Source organism: Pseudomonas sp. NPDC086112 (assembly GCF_044746425.1).
GTDB lineage: Bacteria > Pseudomonadota > Gammaproteobacteria > Pseudomonadales > Pseudomonadaceae > Aquipseudomonas.
In genome coordinates this window covers 44,700-66,116 of the sequence record NZ_JBIVCD010000021.1, presented here as the reverse complement: position 1 = coordinate 66,116, position 21,417 = coordinate 44,700, and the positions used below count along the sequence as shown (strand labels likewise).

The following is a 21,417-nucleotide window of genomic DNA, read 5'->3' as shown; positions in this document are numbered from 1 at the left end:
AGCAAGCCCGCTCCCACATTTGATCTACGTCGTACACAAGTACGGTGTTCACCGGAGATTCAATGTGGGAGCGGGCTTGCTCGCGAAGGGCTCAACGCGATTGAGCCTGCTCCACCAACCACCCCATCAATTCGCGCAACTTCGGCGAAGGCGCCGGTTTCTCGGGGAACACCAGGTAATACGCCAACCCGGTTTTCACCTTCAAATCAAAAGGCATGACCAGCCGTCCGGCACTCAGGTCATCGCCGATCAACGACCAATCGCCAATCGCTACACCTGTCCCCTGAGACGCCATCGACATCGCCAGGTCCAGGGTTTCGAAATGCTGCCCTTTGCCGACATTGCTCAGCCGAATATCCGCAGCCTTCAGCCAGGCGTTCCAGTCCCGTTCATCGCGGGTGGGGTGCAGCAACAAGTGCTGTTGCAGATCGGCCGGTGTGTGCAAAGCCATCGGCCCTTCAAGCATCGGTCGGGAACACACGGGCGTCAGTTGTTCATCGAACAAATGCTGGGAGGTCAGTGAACTGTCTGGCGGCGGGCCATACATCACCGCCGCGTCGAACTGCTCGCGATGAAAATCCACGCCGTGCTTCACCGTGGTGGTCAATTCCACCGGTACATCCGGGCGTTCCTTTTGCCACTGCAACAGGCGCGGTAACAGCCAGCGCATCACGCAGGTCGGGGCTTTCAGTTGCAGGGTTTCGCGCTTCTCGCCGATCTGCTCCACCGCCTCGTCGATCAGCCCGAAAATCTGCTGCACCCGTGGCAGCCATTCCCGTCCTTCGGCGGTCAGGCTCAAGCCTCGCGCCTGGCGAATGAACAGCTCATAACCCAGATGATCTTCCAGCCCGGCGATCTGCCGGCTCACCGCGCCTTGGGTGATGTGCAGTTGTTCGGCGGCCCGGGTGAAGTTGCAGCACTGCGCGGTGATCAGAAAAGTGTACAGCGCCGGCAGGGGAGGCAATCGTTTCATTGGGATCCAAGGTATGACGTGAGGACATGGCTAGTATGACTTTTTATCCATTGTTGCGGCTACGTGTCGCCCGTTCCAATGAGGCCATCCCTGGACCTGCCAACCCATCATAAACACTGCGCAGGCCCGGCGTCTCAAACGAACAAAAAGGGCAAAGACATGGCGACGTGCGGCGAAGTATTGGTCAAGTTACTCGAAGATTACGGGGTCGAGCAGGTGTTCGGCATTCCCGGGGTGCACACCGTGGAGCTGTATCGCGGGCTGGCCCGTTCGAGCATCAACCACGTCACTCCGCGTCACGAACAGGGCGCCGGTTTCATGGCCGACGGTTATGCGCGCACCAGCGGCAAACCGGGTGTGTGCTTCATCATCACCGGCCCTGGCATGACCAACATCACCACCGCCATGGGTCAGGCTTACGCCGACTCGATCCCGATGCTGGTGATTTCCAGCGTGCAATCGCGCAGCCAATTGGGCGGCGGTCGCGGCAAGCTGCATGAGCTGCCGAACCAAAGCGCGCTGGTCGGCGGCGTGGCAGCGTTCTCCCACACCTTGATGTCGGCGGCTGAATTGCCGGGCGTATTGGCCCGCGCCTTCGCGCTGTTCCAGGCTGGCCGTCCGCGCCCGATACACATCGAAATCCCGTTGGACGTATTGGTCGAAGAGGCCGATGACTTGCTCGCCAGCGTGCCGGTGAACATCGACCGCGCCGGCGCTTCACCCAGCGCGATCAGCCGCATGACCGACTTGCTGGCCGGTGCCAAGCGCCCGTTGATTCTCGCCGGTGGCGGCGCCATCGATGCCGCGACTGAATTGACCGAGCTGGCCGAACTGCTGGACGCGCCGGTGGCCCTGACCATCAATGCCAAGGGCATGCTCGAATCCCGCCACCCGCTGCTGATCGGTTCGACCCAAAGCCTGGTAGCCACTCGCGCGCTGGTCGCTGAGGCCGACGTGGTGCTGGCTATCGGCACTGAACTGGCCGAAACCGATTACGACATCACCTTCGCCGGCGGCTTCGAAATTCCCGGCGTGCTGCTGCGCGTGGACATCGACCCCGACCAGACCGTGCGTAATTACCCGCCGAAAGTCGCGTTGGTGGCCGACTCGCGCAACGCCGCTCAGGCCTTGCTGAGTGCGCTGTCCCACCTGTCGCTGGCCGAGCGTCGCAACGATTGGGGCCAGGTGCGTGCCGCGCATTTGCGCGATGAGTTGGCCGCATCCTGGGACGCCCCGACGCTGGCCCAGACTCGCTTCCTGGAAACCGTTTTGCATGAATTGCCGAACGCGGTATTCGTCGGCGATTCGACCCAACCGGTGTACACCGGCAACCTGACCTTCAACCCGGAGCGCCCGCGCCGCTGGTTCAACTCGTCCACCGGTTACGGCACCCTCGGTTATGCCTTGCCGGCGGCGATTGGCGCCTGGCTCGGTGGCCGCATCGAAGGCGGCGCACGCCCTCCGGTGGTGTGCCTGATCGGCGACGGTGGCCTGCAATTCACCCTGCCGGAACTGGCCAGCGCGGTGGAAGCACGCACCCCGGTGATCGTCCTGCTGTGGAATAACCAGGGCTACGAAGAGATCAAGAAATACATGGTCAACCGCGCCATCGAGCCGGTGGGCGTGGATATCTACACCCCCGATTTCATCGCAGTGGCCAAGGCCCTGGGCTGTGCGGCCGAGGCGGTCAGCAGTGTTGACGGATTGCGTGATGCATTGCGCCTTGCCACCGATCACCAGGGCCCGACCCTGATTGAAATCGATCAGACCCAGTGGATGAAGGCGGTGTCGCAATGAGTTTTCCAACTACTTTGGATGGCCTGTACATCAACGGCCAATGGGCCGCCGGCCACGAACACTTGCGCGTGATCAACCCGGCGACCGAAGCCCTGTTGACCACCGTTAATGGTGGCGATGCACAGGCTGTCGATCAAGCCGTCACAGCCGCGACCCATGCGTTCAAAGCATGGTCGAAAACCACCGGCGCCGAGCGCGGGGCGATCCTGCGCAGAATCGCCGCGGGCGTGCAGGCCGGTCGCGAGCAGTTGATGAAATTGCAGTCGAGCAACAACGGCAAACCGCTGTTCGAAGCGGCCATCGACGTCGACGACGTGATCGCCACCTTCGAGTATTACGCCGAGCTGGCCGAAGGCCTGGACGCGAAGCAAGACAGCGCCGTGGCGTTGCCGAGCGATGATTTCAGCGCCCGTTTGCGCCGCGAACCGTGCGGTGTGGTGGGGCTGATCGTGCCGTGGAATTTCCCGATGGTCACCACCGCCTGGAAACTCGCCCCGGCCCTGGCCGCCGGTTGCTGTGTGGTGCTTAAACCGTCGGAAGTGACGCCGCTGCCGGAGCTGGAGCTGGCGACGATCATTGCCGAAGCGGGCCTGCCAAACGGAGTGTTCAATCTGGTCTGCGGCACCGGCCTGGCGGTTGGCGCACCGCTGTCGGCTGATCCGCGCATCGCCAAGATTTCCTTCACCGGCAGTAACGCGGTGGGCGTGCAGGTGATGCAGCGAGCGGCAGAAACCGTAAAGGGTGTGAGCCTGGAATTGGGCGGCAAATCTTCGCTGCTGGTACTCGCCGATGCCGACATCGAACTGGCCGTGGAAGTGGCCTGTGGCGGTGGTTTCTTCAACGCCGGGCAAATGTGTTCCGCCACCAGCCGTGTGCTGGTTGCCGATGAACTGGCGGAAAAATTTGTAGCGCAATTGAAGGCGCGCGCCGAAGCCATTCGCGTGGCCGACCCGTTCGACCCGAATGTGGAAATGGGTGCACTGGTCAATCAGGCGCAATACCAACGCGTGCTGGGCCACATCGATCGCGGTTTGAGCGCGGGCGCAAAGCTGATCAGCGGCGGTAATCGTCCGGCAGACCTACCTCGCGGCTATTTTTTGCAGCCGACCATTTTCATCGACGTGCCCCTCGACAGTGCGCTGTGGTGCGAAGAGATTTTCGGCCCGGTGATCTGCGTGCGCAGTTTCACCTCTGAAGCCGAGGCCATTGCCCTGGCCAACGACAGCCAGTTTGGCCTGGTGGCCAGCGTGGTCACTCGCGATAACGAGGTCGCGGATCGGGTCGCCAACGCTTTGCAGGCGGGGCTTGTATGGATCAACGCGCCGCAAGTGATTTTCCCGCAGACCGCCTGGGGTGGCTACAAACAGAGCAGCATCGGTCGCGAATTGGGGCCGTGGGGTTTGCAGGCTTTCCAGGAAATCAAACACGTGATTCGGGCCGTCTGACAGCACGAAAAAGGTGAGCGCATGCCTCGCGATGAGGCATGCGCCAGCGTCATGGCTTCAATGAGTTTTTATCGATAGTCAGGTGTTTTGCACGACCTCAGGATGAACCCGCCGGTGCAGCTCAAGTCCTTTGAAACCGGGGACTGTAAGCCGATCTGGCCGCGCGGATGCAACGGTTGCGACCAACCTCATACTTAAAAAAACAAAGGGAGTCCTTCATGGGCGAGCACGATCTGAACAGACGTCAATTCATCAAAACCGTGGGCGTGGCGTCCGTGGCTGCGGCGGCCATGAGCATGCCGTTCATCAAGGCCAATGCCAGCGACACACGTTTCCAGGGCAAGACCCTGCGCTTGCTGACCTGGTCCGATGACACCGGCCTTGCGGCACTGCGCAATATCGCCGCGACGTTCGAAGCCAAGTACGGCTGCAAGGTCATCGCTGACCGCACCGGCAGCACCTCGGAAATGGTCGCCAAACTCAAGGCCGGCGGTGATCGTCCGCAGTACGACATCATCACCCTGGCCGGCGTCGGCGCCGAAGGTCTGGCCGCCGCCAACCTGCTGGAAAAACCCGATCTCAACCGTATCCCTAACCTGATCGACGTGCCGGAGCAATACCGCACTGGCGCCAACGGTCACGGCATCGGTTACCTGCTGTGGTGCAACAGCCTGGTCTATAGCACCCGCACCATCAAGGAAGCGCCGGACAGCTATGCCGCCCTGTGGGACGCGGAGCTGTCGCCGAACATCTTCCTGCCGCCGCCGAACTGGACCGAGGCCATGGACCTGATCATCATCGCCGCCAAACTGGCCGGTGGTGACGAACACAACATCGAGCCAGGCTTCAAGAAACTCGCCGAGCTGAAAGACCGCGTCGTGACCCTGGGCGAAAACCCGAACCAGATCGCCGAGCTGTTCCGCACCGGTTCCCTGGACATGGGTGGCTTGTACGCGCCGGCGTTCTTCCCGAAACAGATTCGCGATCCGGCCTACGGTCTGGGCGCCACGTTCGGCATGAAGGAAGGCTTCTACACCGACCTGATGCTGTCGGTGATGCCGAAGAATCGTCCGGGCGATACCGACCTGGCCTACGCCTTCATCAACCACTCTCTGGACCCGCTGGTGCAGGGCAAGATGGCCGAAGACATCTACAACGGCCCGGTCAACGCCAAGGCGATCATCTCCGCCGAAGCGCGCAAGAGCCCGTACATCCTCACGCCGGAGCAGATTGCCGAGAAGGCGATCATGCACGACAACGCCTTCCTGGCCACCGTGCATGACCAATGGATTCGTCGTTACACGGAAATCTTTTCTTCCTGATCGAGTGGCTTACGCAAGCCTTCTGGGACACCACAAATCCAATGTGGGAGCGGGCTTGCTCGCGAATGCGGTGTGACATTCAACATTGATGTCGACTGACACGGCCTCTTCGCGAGCAAGCCCGCTCCCACAGGGTTCAACGTGGTTTCAAGTCTTGTGTTCGCTCAGCTGCTTTCCATTGACGAGACCCTTGCTATGGAACACCAACCTCTGACCCATCCGGTAAGCGCCGCACCCGTGCGCATCAATCGGGGTGTCTCACCGACGGCGCGCGCGTGGCTTTTTCTCTCGCCGTCGATGCTGTTTCTCGGCGTGCTGATTGCCGCCAGCCTCTTGGTACTGCGCATGAGCGTCGGCACCAAAGGCGCGGAGTGGTCCGGCTTCAGCCTGGCCAGTTACGCCCAATTGCTGGAACCCTATTACCTCAAATCGTTGCTGCTGACCTTGCGCCTGGCACTGATCAGCGCGGTGATTGCGGTGCTGCTGGCGATCCCGGTGGCCTACACCATGTCACGGCTGACCTCGCCGTTTGTGCGGCGGATCTTCCTCGCGGCGGTGCTGCTGCCCTTGCTGGTCAACCTGCTGCTGCAAAGCTACGGCTGGCTGGTGATTCTCGGCCCCGGCGGCATGCTCAATCAGGCGCTGATGGGCCTGGGCCTGATCAAGCGGCCGATCATGCTGCTGTACAACCAGAACGGCGTGTTGATGGGCCTGGTGCAAACTGCGTTCCCGTTGGCCGTGCTGCCGATTGCCAGCGCCATGCGCGGTGTCGCCCGCACTTACGAAGAAGCCGCTGCCACCCTCGGCGCCAGTCGCTTGCAGGTGTTCCGCCAGGTGGTGTTGCCGATGAGTTTGCCGGGGATCATCACTGGCGCGACGCTGGTGTTCGCCTACAACGCCAGCAGCTTCGTGGTGCCGCTGCTGCTTGGTGGTCGACGCGTGCCGATGCTGGCGGTGATGGTGCATGACCAGATCGCCCCGCTGATGAACTGGCCCGCCGCGTCGGCTGCCGGTGTGGTGCTGATCGTTACCACTCTGGCGATCATGACCTTGTCCGAATACATCACTGGCCGTCGTCGGCGCATGCTGGAGGCTTCCCAATGAGCACCCTGATCAAGAAGCGCCATTCGCTGCTGCCAGGTGATACCGGCAAGTTTGCCGGCATCCTGTCGGGCTTCATTTTGCTGCTGGCGGTGCTGCCGATTTTGACCATGATCGTCATGTCGTTCAGCGGTGCATCGAACCTCGATTTCCCGCCCAGCAGCTACAGCCTGCAATGGTACAAAGCCGCCTGGAACACCTTCGTGTCGCCGGACGCCAGCGATGTGCTGAGCCTCGGCAAAGCCATGACCACCAGCCTGATGGTGGCCTGCCTGACCATGATTTTCGCCACGATTATCGCGGTGCCGGCAGCCTATGCCCTGACCCGTTGCGAGTTCCGCGGCAAGGCCGTGGCGCTGCAATTGATGTCGCTGCCACTGGTGTTCCCGATGGTGGTGTTGGGCCTGGCCTTGCTGCTGGTGTTCGACAGCCTGCCGTTCCAGATCACCACCTCGCGGCTGGTGATTGCCCACGTGATCCTGGCGCTGCCGTTCGTGGTGAAAAACTGCACGGCGGCGATGCTCTCCATCGGCAGCGAAGTCGAAGAGGCCGCGCAGATGCTCGGCGCTTCACCGACTCGGGCGATTGTCGATGTGGTGGTGCCGCTGATGAAGTCGGGGATTCTGGCGGGCATGTTGCTGGCGTTCATCGTCTCGTTCAACGAATTCACCGTGACCTATTTTCTCTACACCATCGACGTCATGACCGTGCCGATCTGGATGTACAGCCGCACCGTGTCTTCGCTCGACCCTACCGTTTTCTCGTTTGCCGTGCTGATCGTGCTGATCGACTTTGTGCTCATTTGGGCGCTGGAAAAGTTGGTTGGCGAAGGCGGCGTTTCGTTCTGATTCTTGAGGTGCAACATGACTGGTCTGATTCTGGAAAACGTCGAGAAACATTACGGCTCGGCCTGCGCGGTAAAGGATGTGAACCTGCATTTGCCCGAGGGCAAACTGGTGTGTTTCCTCGGCCCTTCGGGCTGCGGCAAAACCACCTTGCTGCGGATGATCGCCGGGCTGGAAACCCTGACCGGTGGCGAGATTCGCCTGGACGGCGAAGACATCGGCCATACGCCGGCGCATCAGCGTAATTTCGGCATGGTGTTTCAATCGCTGGCGCTGTTTCCGCACATGACGGTGGGGGAGAACATCGCCTATCCGTTGAAACTGCGCGGGGTCAGCAAGGCTGATCAACAGGCGCGGGTGGTGGAGTTGCTGGAGCTGATCCAGCTGCAGGAAATGATTGATCGCCCGGTGGCGAAACTCTCTGGCGGTCAGCGTCAGCGCGTGGCGATTGCCCGGGCGATTGCTTCGCGGCCAAAAATCCTCCTGCTCGATGAACCGCTGTCGGCGCTGGACGCCAAGCTGCGCGAATCGATGCAGGTGGAAATCCGTCAGCTGCAACAACGTTTGAACATCACCACCATCATGGTCACCCACGACCAGCGCGAAGCCATGACCATGGCCGACATCGTGGTGGTGCTGGGGGAACATCGGGTGCAGCAGGTGGGCTCGCCGATTGAAATCTACCGGCATCCAGCCAATGAATTCGTCGCGGATTTTATTGGTTCGGGAAACATTTTCCCGGCCACGGCGCTGGGCAACGGCAAAGTCAGCTTGCCCGGTGGCGATGCGCTGCAAGTGCCAATCTGCAGCAGCATTGTGGTGGGGGAGAAGGTGAAGATGCTGATTCGCCCGGAAGACCTGCAACTGTCGCAACCTCAGGCCACGGCGGGTAATCGCTTGCTCGGAAAGGTGACGTTTGTGCGGGATATCGGGGCGACGATTGAAACCACCGTCGAGTGTTCCGGGGTGTCGTTTACCGCATTGAGTACGCCGTGTCAGGGGGTTGGGTTGAGCATTGGCAATCCGGTGTCGGTGACCTTGCCGGCTGAGGCTTGCCGCGTGTTGAGCGCCTGACTTTAGAGGTGGGTCGCCTTTGCCGGCCCCTTCGCGAGCAAGCCCGCTCCCACAAGGGATCTGCGGTGTTCACTTATTTTGTGTCCACCACAAATCCAATGTGGGAGCGGGCTTGCTCGCGAAGAGGCCATCAGCCACACCGAAAACGTCAGATCAAACCGACAACCGCAACCGCGCCAAATCCCGGAGCGGCGGCGCCCCGAACAATCGGCTGTACTCCCGGCTGAATTGCGAAGGGCTTTCATACCCCACCCGATAACCTGCCGCCGAAGCCTCCAGCCCTTCGGCCAGCATCAACCGCCGCGCCTCTTGCAGGCGCAACTGCTTCTGATATTGCAGCGGACTCATCGCCGTCATTGCCTTGAACCGGTGATGCAATGTCGACACGCTCAGGTTCACTTCCCGCGCCAGATCATCGATGCGCAGCGGTTGCTCATAATTGCCGTTGAGCCATTTGATCGCCTGGCTGATGCGATGGCTCTGGCTGTTGGCGATGGCAATCTCGTACAGCCGATGCCCCTGCGGGCTGCGCAACAGCCGATACAGAATCTCTCGACAAATCAGCGGCGCCAGCATGGCGATGTCTTTGGGTGTGTCCAGCAAACGTGCCAGACGCAGCACGGCGTCGAGCATTGCCGTGTCGATCTGCTCGACATACAGGCCGCGACCAGTAGGCCGTGTGGGGACGCCGATGGGGCCGGCGTCGGCAATCAGCGCGGTGATTTCCGCGGGGTCGATGTCCAGCCGCACGGCGAGGATCGGTTCTTCGGGCGAGACATTCACCACCCGCCCGCTCAACGGCATCGAGACCGACACCACCAGGTAATTCAGCGGGTCGTAGTTGAAGTATTCATCCGCCAGCCGCACTTCCTTGCGCCCCTGGGCCATGATGCACAGGGCCGGTTGCGCCAGCACCGGGGCGAAGTCATGGTTTTGACTGTGGCGCGACATGAACAGCGAACCGACGGCGGTGGCATACGTGCCATCCTCCATCGTGTTACGACGGATGAGGGCGGCCAGTTCCGCGCGCTGTTTTTCCATGTCGGCATCCAGCGGGGCTTGAAAGTGATCGAGCGACGACATGCTGGGCATCCTCGGTGACGCGTTGGTAATGGGCTGAGCTTAAATTTGTGCAAGGGACAGCGGTAGACACATCCTGCCAAAAGCTTGCCTGATTCTGCACGAGGTAAATACGCGGGGCTGCTATGGCAGGTCAGCGTCGGGAAAACTTGCTTGAAAGTCGTGTTGCAGCGATGTGACAGTGGTTTATATGCTGTTACAGACGTTTTTTGCAGCCGCGCAGGATTGTGCAATGCGTCGGCAGGAATCGACTAACGACAGCTGCGACGCGCCGCCTAATCTTGGATCCTGTCGCAGCCCGTCCCCGGCTGCCACTGGATGACCTGGGAGGGTTGAACATGTCTACGCAAATCCCCGTCAGTCATATGGCCTTCATTCGCGCCCGCGCCGGGCGTTCGGCAGAACTCGGTGCGCGCCTGAGCGCGCTGATCGAGCCGTCGCGCAACGCGCCGGGTTGCCTGAGTTTTGCCCTGCAGCACTCGCAATGCGATCCCGAGCTGTGGCTGGTGTCCGGTTTCTGGGACAACCAACAGGCCATGACCGCTTACTTCGGCAGCCCGGCGATGCAGATTTTTGCCGAGCTGGTGCAGGAGCTGGTGGTCAATAGCCTGGATTTTCATACCTTCAAGGATGTCTCGGCGGCCCAGGCCCTTGGCCAGTCCCAGGCAGCGGTACACAAACTCGCCGGTTGAGGGTTTAATGGCGCAATTCTCCATTAGCCAGGATCCGCGACATGGCACGCAAAGCCTTTGAACACTTCGAAGCCGTTTCAGCAGTAGTACCGGGCGAGGGCGGTTACCACGCCGCAATTGCCGTCAAAGCCCTCGGCGGTTCCGGTGCCCCGACTTTTCACAAAGTGCTGGAAGGCCAGACTTTCAAGACCGCTCATGAAGCGGACGAGGCCGCGGCCAAAGAGCTGACCCGCCTCAAAGACGTTAAAGAAGACGCCGACCTGCTCTGGTAATCACTTGACCGCCCCCGGGCGGAACATTTTGAACAATGCCTCTGGCCCCAGCTGAAAGTAATCCGCCGGCCCGCCGCCGCGCAGAATCGGTTCTGCCGCGGCGGTGTCGTACACCCCATCCTTCAACAGCCATTTGGCGATGTGCACGGCGACCACTTCGCCGAGAATCAGCCAGCTCGGCACCACTTCCTTGTTGGCGCGCTGCAACTGAATGATCTGCGTGACTTTGCATTCAAAGGACACCGGGCTTTCGGCAACCCGTGGCACCTGAATGATTTTCGACGCCGCAGTGGTCAGCCCGGACAGTTCGAACTCGTTGACCTCAGGCCCGACCATGGCGCAGCTCCGGTTCATCTGCTCGGCCAGCGGCCGGGTCGCCAGGTTCCAGGCGAATTCGCCGGTCTGCTCGATGTTGTTCAGGCTGTCTTTACGCCCGACGCTGGAAAACCCAATGATCGGCGGGATGTAGTTGAAGGCGTTGAAAAAGCTGTAGGGCGCCAGATTCAAGCAGCCGTTGGCGTCCTGGGAAGAAATCCAGCCGATAGGGCGCGGGCCGACGATGGCATTGAACGGGTCATGCGGCAGGCCGTGGCCGTTGGCGGGTTCGTAGAAATGGATATCGTCGGGCATGAACGGGTTCCTGAGGCGTTGATTCGGAATCGATCATAGTGCAAGGACGAGCGGGTTATTTCCAGCGATGAGATCTAATGTGGGAGCGGGCTTGCTCGCGAAAGCGGTGTATCGGTCAGCATCCTTGTTGAATGTTAAACCGCTTTCGCGAGCAAGCCCGCCCCCACAGGTTGACCGAGTTCTTTCAGAAGAAAATGCGGTCGAATGTGGGAGCGGGCTTGCCCGCGAAGAGGCCATAACAGCCTCCATCAATGTAATGGTCAGTCCGTCTCGATCCGCGAATGTTTGCGGGTGTCTTTCATGGTGATGTACACCAGCAACGACACCGCGATGCACGCCGTGACATACCAGTAGTAACCGGTTTCCATGCCGATGCTCTTGAACCACAGCGCGATGTATTCAGCGGTACCGCCGAAGATCGACACGGTCAGCGCGTAGGGCAAACCGACGCCCAGCGCACGGATCTCGGTGGGGAACAGTTCAGCTTTGACCACCGCGTTGATCGAGGTATAGCCGCTGACGATGATCAGCGCCGCCATGATCAGGAAGAATGCGCCCCACCAGCTCTGGACAGTGTGCAGGGTGGTCAGGATCGGCACGGTGAACAACGTCCCGAGGATACCGAAGGCAATCAGGATCGGCCGGCGACCGACTTTATCCGACAGCCCGCCAACGATCGGTTGCAGGCACATGAACAGAAACAGCGTGGCTGCCGAGATGCTGGTGGAGTCGGTGATGCTCATGCCGACGGTGTTCACCAGGTATTTCTGCATGTACGTGGTGTAGGTGTAGAACGCCAGCGTGCCGCCCATGGTCAGGCCGACCACGGTCATCAGTTCCTTCGGGTGGCGCATCAAGGTGCGCATCGCGCTTTCCTTGGCTTTCTCTTTCTTGGTGAACGACTCGGTTTCTTCCATGCCACGACGCAGGTACAGCGCGACCACGGCACACAGCGCACCGATGGCGAACGGGATGCGCCAGCCCCAGGCGTAGAGTTGCTCGGTGGTCAGGGTCTGTTGCAGCACAATCAGCACCGCCAGGGCGATGAGTTGGCCGGAGATCAGGGTCACGTACTGGAAGCTGGAATAGAAGCCGCGACGCTCCTTGGTCGCCATCTCGCTGAGATACGTCGCCGAGGTGCCGTACTCACCCCCAACCGACAAGCCCTGCAGCAGGCGAGCGAACACCAGCAGGATCGGCGCACCGATACCGATGGTTTCATAATTGGGGCTCAAGGCGATCAGCAGCGAGCCGAAACACATCAGATACACCGAGGCCATCAACGCACGTTTACGACCGGCGCGGTCCGCGTAGAGGCCCATCAGCCAGCCACCGATCGGACGCATCAGGAAGCCCACGGCGAAGATCGCAGCGGTGTTCATCAGCTGTGCGGTGGAGGAACCGGCGGGGAAGAAGGTTTTGGCGAAGTACAGGGAGAAGGCGGCATAGACGTACCAGTCGTACCACTCGACCATGTTGCCGACAGAACCGCTGAAGATCGATTTGATCCGGCTGGCGGTGGTTCTTTCTTTAGCCGGCGCGGCAGCCGACCCAAGAGGCAGGGCGTTGGAGTTATCCATTGAAGGATCCTTCATTTAATTGTTTTTGTGGAGCGCGTGTAAACGCAGCCTGCCAGGGCTATAGCAGGAGCTGTGCCAAGAGGAGGAGGGCCGGTTTAGAGGGGGTAGGAGGTTTTGTTGAGCGGAAATCCGCTTATTGCGCGCAAGGTAACGAGCGGATTTCCGCGCACGAACCGGCCCCCTTTAGGAGCGAGGCTTGCCCGCGAAGAGGCCATCAAGATCGCCAAAAGCTTCGCGGGCAAGCCTCGCTCCTACAGGTCCGGGTTGTTCGGGTTGTCAGGGGAGTCCGGAGGTGTCCCGGGTCAGATGAACATCTCCCGGCTCAACCCATGCCGCTGCATCTTTTCATTAAAGGTACGGCGCGGCAGTTGCAGCTCTTCCAGCACCGCTTTCACATCGCCCTTATGCCGGGTCAATGCCGCGCGCAGGCAATGGGCTTCGAAGGCTTCTTGCTGCGCCGCCAGTGACTGGCCGGGGTCGATCCCCGCCGGTTCCGGTTCGCCGAGGCCCAGCACTTGTCGCTCGGCGACGTTCGCCAGTTCCCGCACATTGCCCGGCCAGTCGTGGCTCAGCAGATGGCTCAGTTGCGGCCCGCTCAAGGGCGCAAAGGTGCGACCCAAACGCTCGGCAGCACTCTGGGCGAAGAACTCGAACAGCAGGGGAATGTCTTCACGCCGATCGCGCAATGGCGGCAGACGCAACTCGGCGACGTTCAATCGATAGGCCAAATCCTCGCGAAAACGCCCGGCCCGGGCTTCATCGAGCAAATCCGGTTTGGTCGCGGCGATGATCCGCAAGTCCACGTGGATGCTCTGGTTGGAACCCAATCGTTCAAGCTTCTGCTCCTGCAACACCCGCAATAATTTCACCTGCTGGGCCAGCGGCATGCTTTCGATTTCATCGAGAAACAACGTGCCCCCGTCGGCGTATTCGAGCTTGCCAATGCGTTTACCCTGGGCGCCCGTGAACGCGCCGCTCTCATGACCGAACAGTTCGGCCTCGAACAACTGCTCGGGAATCGCTGCGCAGTTGAGCGCCACGAAGGCTTTGTCGGCGCGCGGACCGAAGTCGTGCAGGCAACGGGCAACCAGTTCCTTGCCGCTGCCGGTTTCGCCACGGATCAGTACATTGACCGGCAGCATTGCCAAATCCAGCACTTGGCGGCGCAGGGTCTGCAACCCACGGGACACCCCCAGCAGCGTGGCATCGAGTTTGGCGCGATTGTCCGCCTGCTCATGCAGCGCTCGGTTTTCCAGCACCAGTCGACGCTTGTCCAGCGCCCGACGCAGACTGCTCATCAGGGCTTCCGGGCTGAAGGGTTTCTCAAGGAAATCGTAGGCGCCATCGCGCATGGCTTCGACGGCCATCGGCACATCACCGTGACCGGTCAGCAGGATCACCGGCAAATCAGCATCGCGGCGCTGGACTTCAGCCAGCAGCTCCAGCCCCGTCATGCCGGGCATGCGCACATCGCTGAGAATCACTCCGGGGAAATGTCTGGGCAGTTGCGCCAGGCATTCGTCGGCGCGACTGAACAGCTGCACCTCGAACCCCGACAGGCTCAGCCATTGCTCGACAGCACTGCGGATGCTGCTTTCGTCATCGACCACCATCACCGAATTGAGCATCAGGCAGAGACCTCCAGATCAATAGGCAGCGTCAAGGTGAATACCGCGCCGTTTTCGCCATTGTCAGCACTCAAACGTCCGCCTGCTTCGTGAACGATAGCGAAGGATACGGCCAGCCCCAGACCCAGGCCATCGCCCACCGGTTTAGTGGTGAAGAACGGATCGAAGACTTGTGCCAGATGTTCTTCGGCAATGCCGCCACCGTTATCGGCGACGGTCAGGCGCCACAATTGTTCATCGGCTTCGAGGCGGATTTCCAGACGTTTGCAGGGTTTGTCGTGCATCGCATCCAGGGCATTGCGCAGCAGGTTGATCAGCACCTGTTCCAGGCGAATCGCATCGCCACGCACCCAGGCCGGGCGCGTCAGGTGCAGCACGAGACTGACGTTTTCGTCCCGCAAGCGCGTATCCAGCAGCTGCAAGGATTGATCGACCACCGTCGCCAGGTCCAGCCGTTCACGCAGGCCGCTGGGGCTTTTGCGGGCGAAGGTTTTCAGGTGGCCGGTGAGCGCGGCCATGCGGGTGAGCATATCGTCCACCGGTTTCAGCGCCTTGTAAGCGTCTTCAACCCGACCATGATCGAGCAGCAGGCGCAAGGTCGCCAGTTGCATGCGCTGGGCAGTCAGCGGCTGGTTGATTTCATGGGCCAGCGCCGCCGACATTTGCCCCAGCGCCGCGAGTTTGGCCGATTGCACCAAGCCGTCCTGGGCGGTGCGCAAATCCCGGGTGCGTTCTTCCACCAGTCGTTCGAGTTCTTCGCGGCTGCGCTGGCGCAATTTCGCCAGCCGCCAACGCTGATTGAGGAACAGCAACAGAAACACCACAGCCAGCCACACCCCGGCGGCCGCGAGCCCGGCGTTGCGCAGGTCTTCGAAGGCTACCTGCGGGCGGCGCAGCAAGTGCAGCGTCCAGCCTTCGGTGGCCAGCGGCAGGGATTCCCAGAGGTAATCCGCCGTCCCCTCGGGGCCTTCGACTCGGGTCAGATCGCTGTTGTCGTCGAAGCGCCGCACCGATTGATAGGCAAGCGGGGTCAGCGGCTGCTTGTCGTATTGGCGGGTGGTCTTGAGCTCAGTGTGATCGCTGGCGCTCAGCGGTCGCAGCAGGCGATAACGCCAGCCCGGCTGGTTGGCGATGAAGATGATCCCGCGCGCATCGCTGACCAGCAACGTGTCGCTGCCCTGGCGCCATTCGCGCTCCAGTTCCGGGAATTCGAGTTTGACCACCATGGCACCGAGAAACTCACCACTGTCGCTGGTCACCGCGCTGGACAGGAAGTAGCCGGGAATGCCGCTGGTCACGCCCACCGCATAAAAACGCCCGGTGCCCTGAGTGCGGGTTTGGCTGAAGTAGGGGCGAAAGCCGTAGTTGTGGCCGACGTAACTGCTGGGCAGGCGCCAGTTGCTGGCGGCCACGGCGAGGCCGGTGTGGTCGAGCAGTTCCAGGGTCGAGGACTGTGCGGCGCCGTTGATTTTTTCCAGTTTGCGATTCAATGCAAGCTGCTCTTCGGGGCTCACTTCACCGTTTAGCGCGGCGCGCAACTCCGGGTCCAGCGCCAAGACGGCAGGCAGGGCGCGATAGCGTTCAATCAGGGTGTGCAGGGAGTTGGCGTACAACGCCAATTGCTGACTGGCGCGGGCGGCGTCTTCTTCCTGCGCCTGACGCTCGGCGTGGCGGATGGCCAGGGTCGCGGCGAGCGCTGCACCGGTGATGATCAACAGGGTGTACAACGACAGACGCAAGGTACGGGAAGTCGGCAGCATGCTGTAGGAAACAGGTTGAAGGTTGGGCTGGCACCATACCATGAGGCCGCACATCCTTCGTCCCAGCATGACATGTTCAGACGGTAGTGAATTTACTCGATCGAGAGCGCAACATGGTCTGGGTATACGCCAATTCGTTAGTCACCTCTGCTTAGATCAAAGGGTTAAATCGATATCCAAAAAAAAGGCCGGGTCGTCTGGGGAGACGGCCCGGCCTTTTCAGCAAGTGAGGGAAGCGCTTACTGCACTTCCACCGCCAGGCTTTCACTGATCTTTTTCTGCCAGATGGCAGGACCGGTGATGTGTACCGACTCGCCCTTGCTGTCGACCGCAACGGTCACAGGCATGTCTTTGACGTCGAACTCGTAGATCGCTTCCATGCCCAGTTCGGCGAACGCCACCACGCGGGATTTCTTGATGGCTTGCGCCACCAGGTAAGCCGCGCCGCCGACAGCCATCAGGTAAACGGCTTTGTGGTCCTTGATCGCTTCGATCGCGGTAGGCCCGCGCTCGGATTTGCCGATCATGCCCAACAGGCCGGTTTGCTCGAGGATCTGACGGGTGAACTTGTCCATCCGCGTCGCGGTGGTCGGACCGGCAGGGCCAACCACTTCTTCGCGTACCGGATCAACCGGGCCAACGTAGTAGATGAAGCGACCCTTGAGGTCCACCGGCAGGGTTTCACCCTTGTTCAGCATCTCGACCATGCGCTTGTGCGCCGCGTCGCGACCGGTGAGCATTTTGCCGTTGAGCAGGACGGTTTCGCCCGGCTTCCAGCTCTGCACTTCTTCCGGGGTCAGCGTGTCGAGGTTGACGCGACGGGCCGATGGGCCGGCTTCCCAGACGATTTCCGGGTAAGCGTCCAGCGGTGGCGCTTCCAGCGAGGCCGGGCCGGAACCGTCGAGCACGAAGTGCGCGTGACGGGTGGCGGCGCAGTTCGGGATCATGCACACCGGCAGGGACGCGGCGTGGGTCGGGTAATCCATGATCTTCACGTCGAGCACGGTGGTCAGGCCGCCCAGGCCCTGGGCGCCGATGCCCAGTTGGTTGACCTTCTCGAACAGCTCCAGACGCATCTCTTCGATACGGTTGGACGGGCCGCGCTTCTTCAGCTCGTGAATGTCGATGGATTCCATCAACACTTCCTTGGCCATTACCGCGGCTTTCTCGGCGGTGCCGCCGATGCCGATGCCGAGCATGCCCGGTGGGCACCAGCCGGCGCCCATTTCCGGAACGGTCTTGAGCACCCAGTCAACGATCGAGTCGGACGGGTTGAGCATGGCCATTTTCGACTTGTTCTCGGAACCGCCACCCTTGGCTGCCACGTCCACTTCCACGGTGTTACCCGGAACGATGGAGTAGTGAATAACGGCCGGGGTGTTGTCCTTGGTGTTTTTGCGAGCGCCCGCCGGGTCGGCGAGGATCGAAGCACGCAGGACGTTTTCCGGCAGGTTGTAAGCCCGGCGTACGCCTTCGTTGATCATGTCGTCCAGGCCCATGGTGGCGCCATCCCAACGAACGTCCATGCCCACGCGCACGAACACGGTAACGATACCGGTGTCCTGGCAGATCGGGCGGTGGCCGGTAGCGCACATGCGCGAGTTGATCAGGATCTGCGCCATGGAATCGCGAGCCGCCGGCGATTCTTCACGCAGGTAGGCCTCGTGCATCGCCTGGATGAAATCCACGGGGTGGTAGTAGGAAATGAATTGCAGGGCGTCGGCAACGCTCTGAATCAGGTCGTCTTGCTTGATCACGGTCATGAGTCGCGCTCCTCTAAAAGACGGGAACATTCAATAAGGTGCTTGCAGCTTGGGTGCATCGGTCGGTTGCAAGCACCTTTCAAGGCACGCCGGGCATGCTGGCGCGACGCTAAAAAGGCGCGGCAGTATACCGCGCCTCGATGGCGGGCACATCCGTTGACAGTCAAACGTTGGTCGCATACCGCCCATATTGATGAACCCGCCCCAATGCAGAACCTGTAGCAGCTGCCGAAGGCTGCGTTCGGCTGCGAAGCAGTCGTAAAATCTGAGATTGCGGTATGTCAGGCAGACTGCGTCAGCCGGATTCACGACTGCTTCGCAGCCGAACGCAGCCTCGCAAGCTCGACAGCTGCTACAGCGAACGCAGCCTTCGGCGGCTGCTATAAGGAATGCTGCAAGGCTCGGCTCACATGGAGTTCGGGTCATGGCTTTGACGCCAGTTTTTTGCCCCGAAAATTGAATGGTCATTTATCAGACTCGCCACTAAAGTGGCATCCGGCCTGTAGAGTAGGACACTCGATCAGCCTCCTTTCCCACGGTGAATCAGCGATTGACCCATAACGCCATTCAGCGGCTTTTGCTTAAACGCTTTGCCCTCGCAGCTGGCACCTACGCCCTGGCTTTGCTGCTGCTGTGGCTGGCGTTTTTCACCGGTCACTACCAGGAATCCGTCACCGGCATGGCGATCGGCAGCGCGTTGGTGGTGCTCAGCCAGGCGGTGTTGTTCGCGGTGTTCTCCAGCGGCCGCAATCTGCGTTTTTCCGATCCGAGCCTGACCGAAGTGCAAATACTGCTGGGGCTGGGTTGGCAAACCTGGCTGATCGCCCACCTGGACGAGGCGCGTGGCGCTTTTCTGGTGTTTTACCTGCTGATTCTGTTGTTCGGGTTGTTTCATCTTTCGCGCATGGCTTTTGCCCGTTGTGCGTTTCTGGTGTTTTTCAGTTTCAGCGCCATCACCTTGTGGGAGGGCTACCACTTTCAGCTGCCCGACCCGACGCTGGCCTTGTTGCAGGTGTGCGTGCTGTTGGTGGTACTCGCGTGGCTGGTGCTTTACGCCCGTTACGTCCAGATGTCGCGCCAGCGTATGCGTCAGCGGCGGTTTGCCTTGCAGGCGCATCAAGACACCCTGCGCGGGATGATGCGCCAGCTCGAAGGCCTGGTGGCGACCGACGAACTCACCGGGCTGTTCAACCGCCGGCATTTCCTGCGCCTGGCCTCCCGGGAGTTGAACGCCATGGAAGCCGATGTGGTGCATGGCCTGGCGTTGATCGACCTCGATCACTTCAAACGCATCAACGATGTTCATGGCCATGCCGCCGGCGATCAGGTGCTGCAAGCGTTTGCCGGAGTGGCCACCGCCTGCCTGCGCGATGGCGATGTTCTGGCCCGTTATGGCGGTGAAGAGTTCGTGGTGCTGTTACCCGATTGCGATGCCGAGCGCCTGACGGCGTGTTGTGAGCGGTTGCGCATTGCGTTCATGGATGTCGAATTGGTCGGCCTGGATGTGCGCAACCTCAGCCTGTCGGTGGGCATGACTTTGTTGACGCTCGGCGACGATCTGGATGACGCCTTGCACCGCGCCGATCAGGCGCTGTACCGCGCCAAGCGTGATGGCCGTAACCGTTGCGCGGCGGCCTGGGAGAATGTCGATGCCTGAGTTACGGGTCGGTGAACGCCAATGGACGGTGGCGGCGGGGAGTAACCTGCTCGATGCCTTGAATCAGAACGGCGTGTCGGTGCCCTATAGCTGCCGCGCCGGCAGTTGCCATGCGTGCCTGGTTAAATGTGTCGAGGGCTTGCCCAGCGACAGCCGTCCCGATGCCTTGAGCCATGAGCAGCGTCAGCAAGGTTGGCGGCTGGCCTGTCAGTGCCAGGTGGTCGACGATCTGCAAGTCGAAACCTTTGACCCGCTGCGTGATGGACTTGCCGCTCAAGTGGCCGCCAGCGATTGGCTGAGCCCCAGCGTTTTGCGTTTACGCCTGACGAGTGAGCGACCGTTGCGCTATCAGGCGGGGCAGCATCTGGTGTTGTGGGCGGGCCAGATTGCGCGGCCGTATTCCCTGGCCAGCCTGCCGGAAGAAGACCGCTTTCTGGAGTTTCACCTCGATTGCCGTCAGCCGGGGGAGTTCAGTGATTCGGCACGCCAGTTGAAAATCGGCGATCCGATCCGCCTCGGCGAGTTGCGCGGTGGAGCGTTGCATTACGACCCGGACTGGCACACCCGACCGCTGTGGTTATTGGCGGCCGGCACCGGTCTGGGGCCGTTATTCGGTATTTTGCGCGAAGCCTTGCGTCAGGATCACCAGGGCCCCATCCGCGTCATTCACCTGGCCCATGATGCGGGTGAGCATTATCTGGCCAAACCCCTGCAAGCCATGGCCGACGGCCGTGAAAACCTTAGCATCGAGCTGTGGACCGCGGCCGAGTTGCCCGCGGCTTTGGCACAACTGCGCCTTGTTTCGCGGCAAACCCTGGCCTTAGTCTGCGGGGCCCCCGACAGCGTCGACGCCTTTGCCCGGCGCCTGTACCTGGCGGGTTTGCCGCGCAATCAACTGCTGGCGGATGTCTTTCTACCCCGTGGTTGAGCGCTGATTTCTCTGTGGCGAGCGAGCTTGCTCGCCACAGTTGATCCTCTCAGATCAGGACTCACCATGCCCGATACCATCCAGTTTGAACGCGAGCGCGGCCTGCTGACCCTGCGCATCAATCGCCCCGAAAAGAAAAACGCCCTGACTCGCGCCATGTACAGTCAACTGGCGGAGGGTTTGCGGCTTGCCGACAGCGACCCCGAAATCAATGCGGTGCTGATCACCGGTAGTGCTGAGTGCTTCACCGCCGGCAACGACATCTTTGATTTCCTCCAGCAACCCCCGAGCAACCTCGACAGCCCCGTGTTCCACTTCATGCTCAATTTGCTCGAGTGCCGCAAACCGGTGATCGCCGCCGTAGCCGGTGCGGCAGTGGGGATCGGTACGACGATGCTGCTGCATTGCGATCTGGTTTACGTCAGCACCGACGCCCGGTTGCGCATGCCATTCGTCAACCTCGGGTTATGCCCTGAGTTCGGCTCCAGCCTGATCCTGCCGCGAATGCTCGGGCATGCCAAAGCGGCGGAGCTGTTGTTGCTGGGCGAGGGTTTCAGTGGTGAACAGGCGGCGGTTTGGGGGATCGCGACTGAAGCTTTAGGCAGTGGCGAAGCAGTGTTGGCCAAGGCACGGGAGATGGCGTTGCGATTTGAATCGTTGCCGGCGGAGGCGGTACGCATCAGCAAGCAATTGATGAAAGCGCCGGATCGGGAACAGATACGCAAGGTGATAGAAGAAGAGGGCGCATTGTTCACCCAGCGGCTGCGTTCGCCGGAAGCGATGGCGGCGTTGTCGGGGTTTATCAACAGGCATTAAACCCGCGGTGGCCGGGCGGGCCTCTTCGCGAGCAAGCCCGCTCCCACATTGGAT

18 protein-coding genes are annotated in these 21,417 nt (G+C 61.0%); 11 read left to right on the top strand and 7 right to left on the bottom strand.

Going from position 1 to position 21,417, the window contains the following annotated elements; genetic code table 11:
• Positions 1 to 91 precede the first annotated feature (91 nt).
• Positions 92 to 973 carry a LysR substrate-binding domain-containing protein gene (locus ACIPLA_RS16305; protein WP_218397994.1) on the bottom strand — a complete coding sequence of 294 codons (882 nt, stop codon included), beginning with the start codon at positions 971 to 973 and terminating at the stop codon, positions 92 to 94.
• A gap of 159 nt (positions 974 to 1,132) precedes the next feature.
• On the opposite strand from ACIPLA_RS16305, the gene ACIPLA_RS16300 reads away from it, so the two are divergent.
• The 6 genes from ACIPLA_RS16300 (at position 1,133) to ACIPLA_RS16275 (ending at position 8,557) form a co-directional block, all read left to right on the top strand.
• Positions 1,133 to 2,770: a 5-guanidino-2-oxopentanoate decarboxylase gene (locus ACIPLA_RS16300; RefSeq protein ID WP_401174147.1), complete on the top strand. Its 1,638-nt coding sequence runs from the start codon at positions 1,133 to 1,135 to the stop codon at positions 2,768 to 2,770.
• Positions 2,767 to 4,215 carry an aldehyde dehydrogenase family protein gene (locus ACIPLA_RS16295; RefSeq protein ID WP_401174144.1) on the top strand — a complete coding sequence of 483 codons (1,449 nt, stop codon included), beginning with the start codon at positions 2,767 to 2,769 and terminating at the stop codon, positions 4,213 to 4,215. The genes ACIPLA_RS16300 and ACIPLA_RS16295 overlap by 4 nt, the downstream gene beginning before the upstream one ends.
• 218 nt (positions 4,216 to 4,433) lie before the next feature.
• Positions 4,434 to 5,537 (top strand): ABC transporter substrate-binding protein, encoded by a 1,104-nt coding sequence (locus tag ACIPLA_RS16290; RefSeq protein ID WP_008010017.1) that lies wholly within the window; start codon positions 4,434 to 4,436, stop codon positions 5,535 to 5,537.
• 195 nt (positions 5,538 to 5,732) lie between these two features.
• Complete coding sequence (locus ACIPLA_RS16285; RefSeq protein WP_007898367.1) at positions 5,733 to 6,641, top strand: ABC transporter permease; 909 nt, start codon at positions 5,733 to 5,735, stop codon at positions 6,639 to 6,641.
• On the top strand, positions 6,638 to 7,486 hold the full coding sequence (locus ACIPLA_RS16280) for an ABC transporter permease (protein WP_401174139.1): 849 nt from the start codon (positions 6,638 to 6,640) through the stop codon (positions 7,484 to 7,486). Before ACIPLA_RS16285 ends, ACIPLA_RS16280 begins: the two co-directional genes overlap by 4 nt.
• Positions 7,487 to 7,501: 15 nt before the next feature.
• Positions 7,502 to 8,557 carry an ABC transporter ATP-binding protein gene (locus ACIPLA_RS16275; RefSeq protein ID WP_008069588.1) on the top strand — a complete coding sequence of 352 codons (1,056 nt, stop codon included), beginning with the start codon at positions 7,502 to 7,504 and terminating at the stop codon, positions 8,555 to 8,557.
• A gap of 153 nt (positions 8,558 to 8,710) precedes the next feature.
• On the opposite strand, the gene ACIPLA_RS16270 is transcribed toward ACIPLA_RS16275, so the two are convergent.
• Entirely contained in the window at positions 8,711 to 9,640 is a 930-nt protein-coding gene (locus ACIPLA_RS16270; RefSeq protein ID WP_218397985.1) for an AraC family transcriptional regulator, read from the bottom strand.
• A 335-nt stretch (positions 9,641 to 9,975) separates the two neighbouring features.
• On the opposite strand from ACIPLA_RS16270, the gene ACIPLA_RS16265 reads away from it, so the two are divergent.
• Both ACIPLA_RS16265 and ACIPLA_RS16260 read left to right on the top strand, forming a co-directional pair.
• A complete protein-coding gene (locus ACIPLA_RS16265; RefSeq protein ID WP_123500696.1) occupies positions 9,976 to 10,329 on the top strand; it encodes an antibiotic biosynthesis monooxygenase family protein in 354 nt (117 codons plus the stop codon).
• A gap of 41 nt (positions 10,330 to 10,370) precedes the next feature.
• Positions 10,371 to 10,601 (top strand): hypothetical protein, encoded by a 231-nt coding sequence (locus ACIPLA_RS16260; protein WP_008010028.1) that lies wholly within the window; start codon positions 10,371 to 10,373, stop codon positions 10,599 to 10,601.
• Here ACIPLA_RS16260 and ACIPLA_RS16255 read toward each other — a convergent pair whose 3' ends face one another.
• The 5 genes from ACIPLA_RS16255 to ACIPLA_RS16235 all read right to left on the bottom strand — a co-directional run bounded on the left by ACIPLA_RS16255 (position 10,602) and on the right by ACIPLA_RS16235 (position 17,962).
• Entirely contained in the window at positions 10,602 to 11,231 is a 630-nt protein-coding gene (locus ACIPLA_RS16255; protein WP_218397980.1) for a flavin reductase family protein, read from the bottom strand. It abuts the gene before it with no gap.
• Between the two features lie 260 nt (positions 11,232 to 11,491).
• A complete protein-coding gene (locus tag ACIPLA_RS16250; RefSeq protein WP_218397978.1) occupies positions 11,492 to 12,811 on the bottom strand; it encodes an MFS transporter in 1,320 nt (439 codons plus the stop codon).
• A gap of 302 nt (positions 12,812 to 13,113) precedes the next feature.
• On the bottom strand, positions 13,114 to 14,439 hold the full coding sequence (locus tag ACIPLA_RS16245) for a sigma-54 dependent transcriptional regulator (protein WP_218397975.1): 1,326 nt from the start codon (positions 14,437 to 14,439) through the stop codon (positions 13,114 to 13,116).
• Positions 14,439 to 16,199 (bottom strand): ATP-binding protein, encoded by a 1,761-nt coding sequence (locus tag ACIPLA_RS16240; RefSeq protein WP_401174195.1) that lies wholly within the window; start codon positions 16,197 to 16,199, stop codon positions 14,439 to 14,441. The genes ACIPLA_RS16245 and ACIPLA_RS16240 overlap by 1 nt, the downstream gene beginning before the upstream one ends.
• Positions 16,200 to 16,438: 239 nt before the next feature.
• Entirely contained in the window at positions 16,439 to 17,962 is a 1,524-nt protein-coding gene (locus ACIPLA_RS16235; protein ID WP_019693298.1) for a fumarate hydratase, read from the bottom strand.
• Between the two features lie 550 nt (positions 17,963 to 18,512).
• Here ACIPLA_RS16235 and ACIPLA_RS16230 point away from each other — a divergent pair.
• From ACIPLA_RS16230 to ACIPLA_RS16220, 3 genes are all read left to right on the top strand, one after another.
• Positions 18,513 to 19,619 carry a diguanylate cyclase domain-containing protein gene (locus tag ACIPLA_RS16230; protein ID WP_401174131.1) on the top strand — a complete coding sequence of 369 codons (1,107 nt, stop codon included), beginning with the start codon at positions 18,513 to 18,515 and terminating at the stop codon, positions 19,617 to 19,619.
• Positions 19,612 to 20,547 carry an iron-sulfur-binding ferredoxin reductase gene (locus ACIPLA_RS16225; RefSeq protein WP_401174128.1) on the top strand — a complete coding sequence of 312 codons (936 nt, stop codon included), beginning with the start codon at positions 19,612 to 19,614 and terminating at the stop codon, positions 20,545 to 20,547. Before ACIPLA_RS16230 ends, ACIPLA_RS16225 begins: the two co-directional genes overlap by 8 nt.
• A 66-nt stretch (positions 20,548 to 20,613) precedes the next feature.
• The gene (locus ACIPLA_RS16220; protein WP_218397967.1) at positions 20,614 to 21,363 is read left to right on the top strand and encodes an enoyl-CoA hydratase-related protein; all 750 of its coding nucleotides are present in this window, start codon (positions 20,614 to 20,616) and stop codon (positions 21,361 to 21,363) included.
• The last annotated feature ends 54 nt before the right edge of the window (positions 21,364 to 21,417 follow it).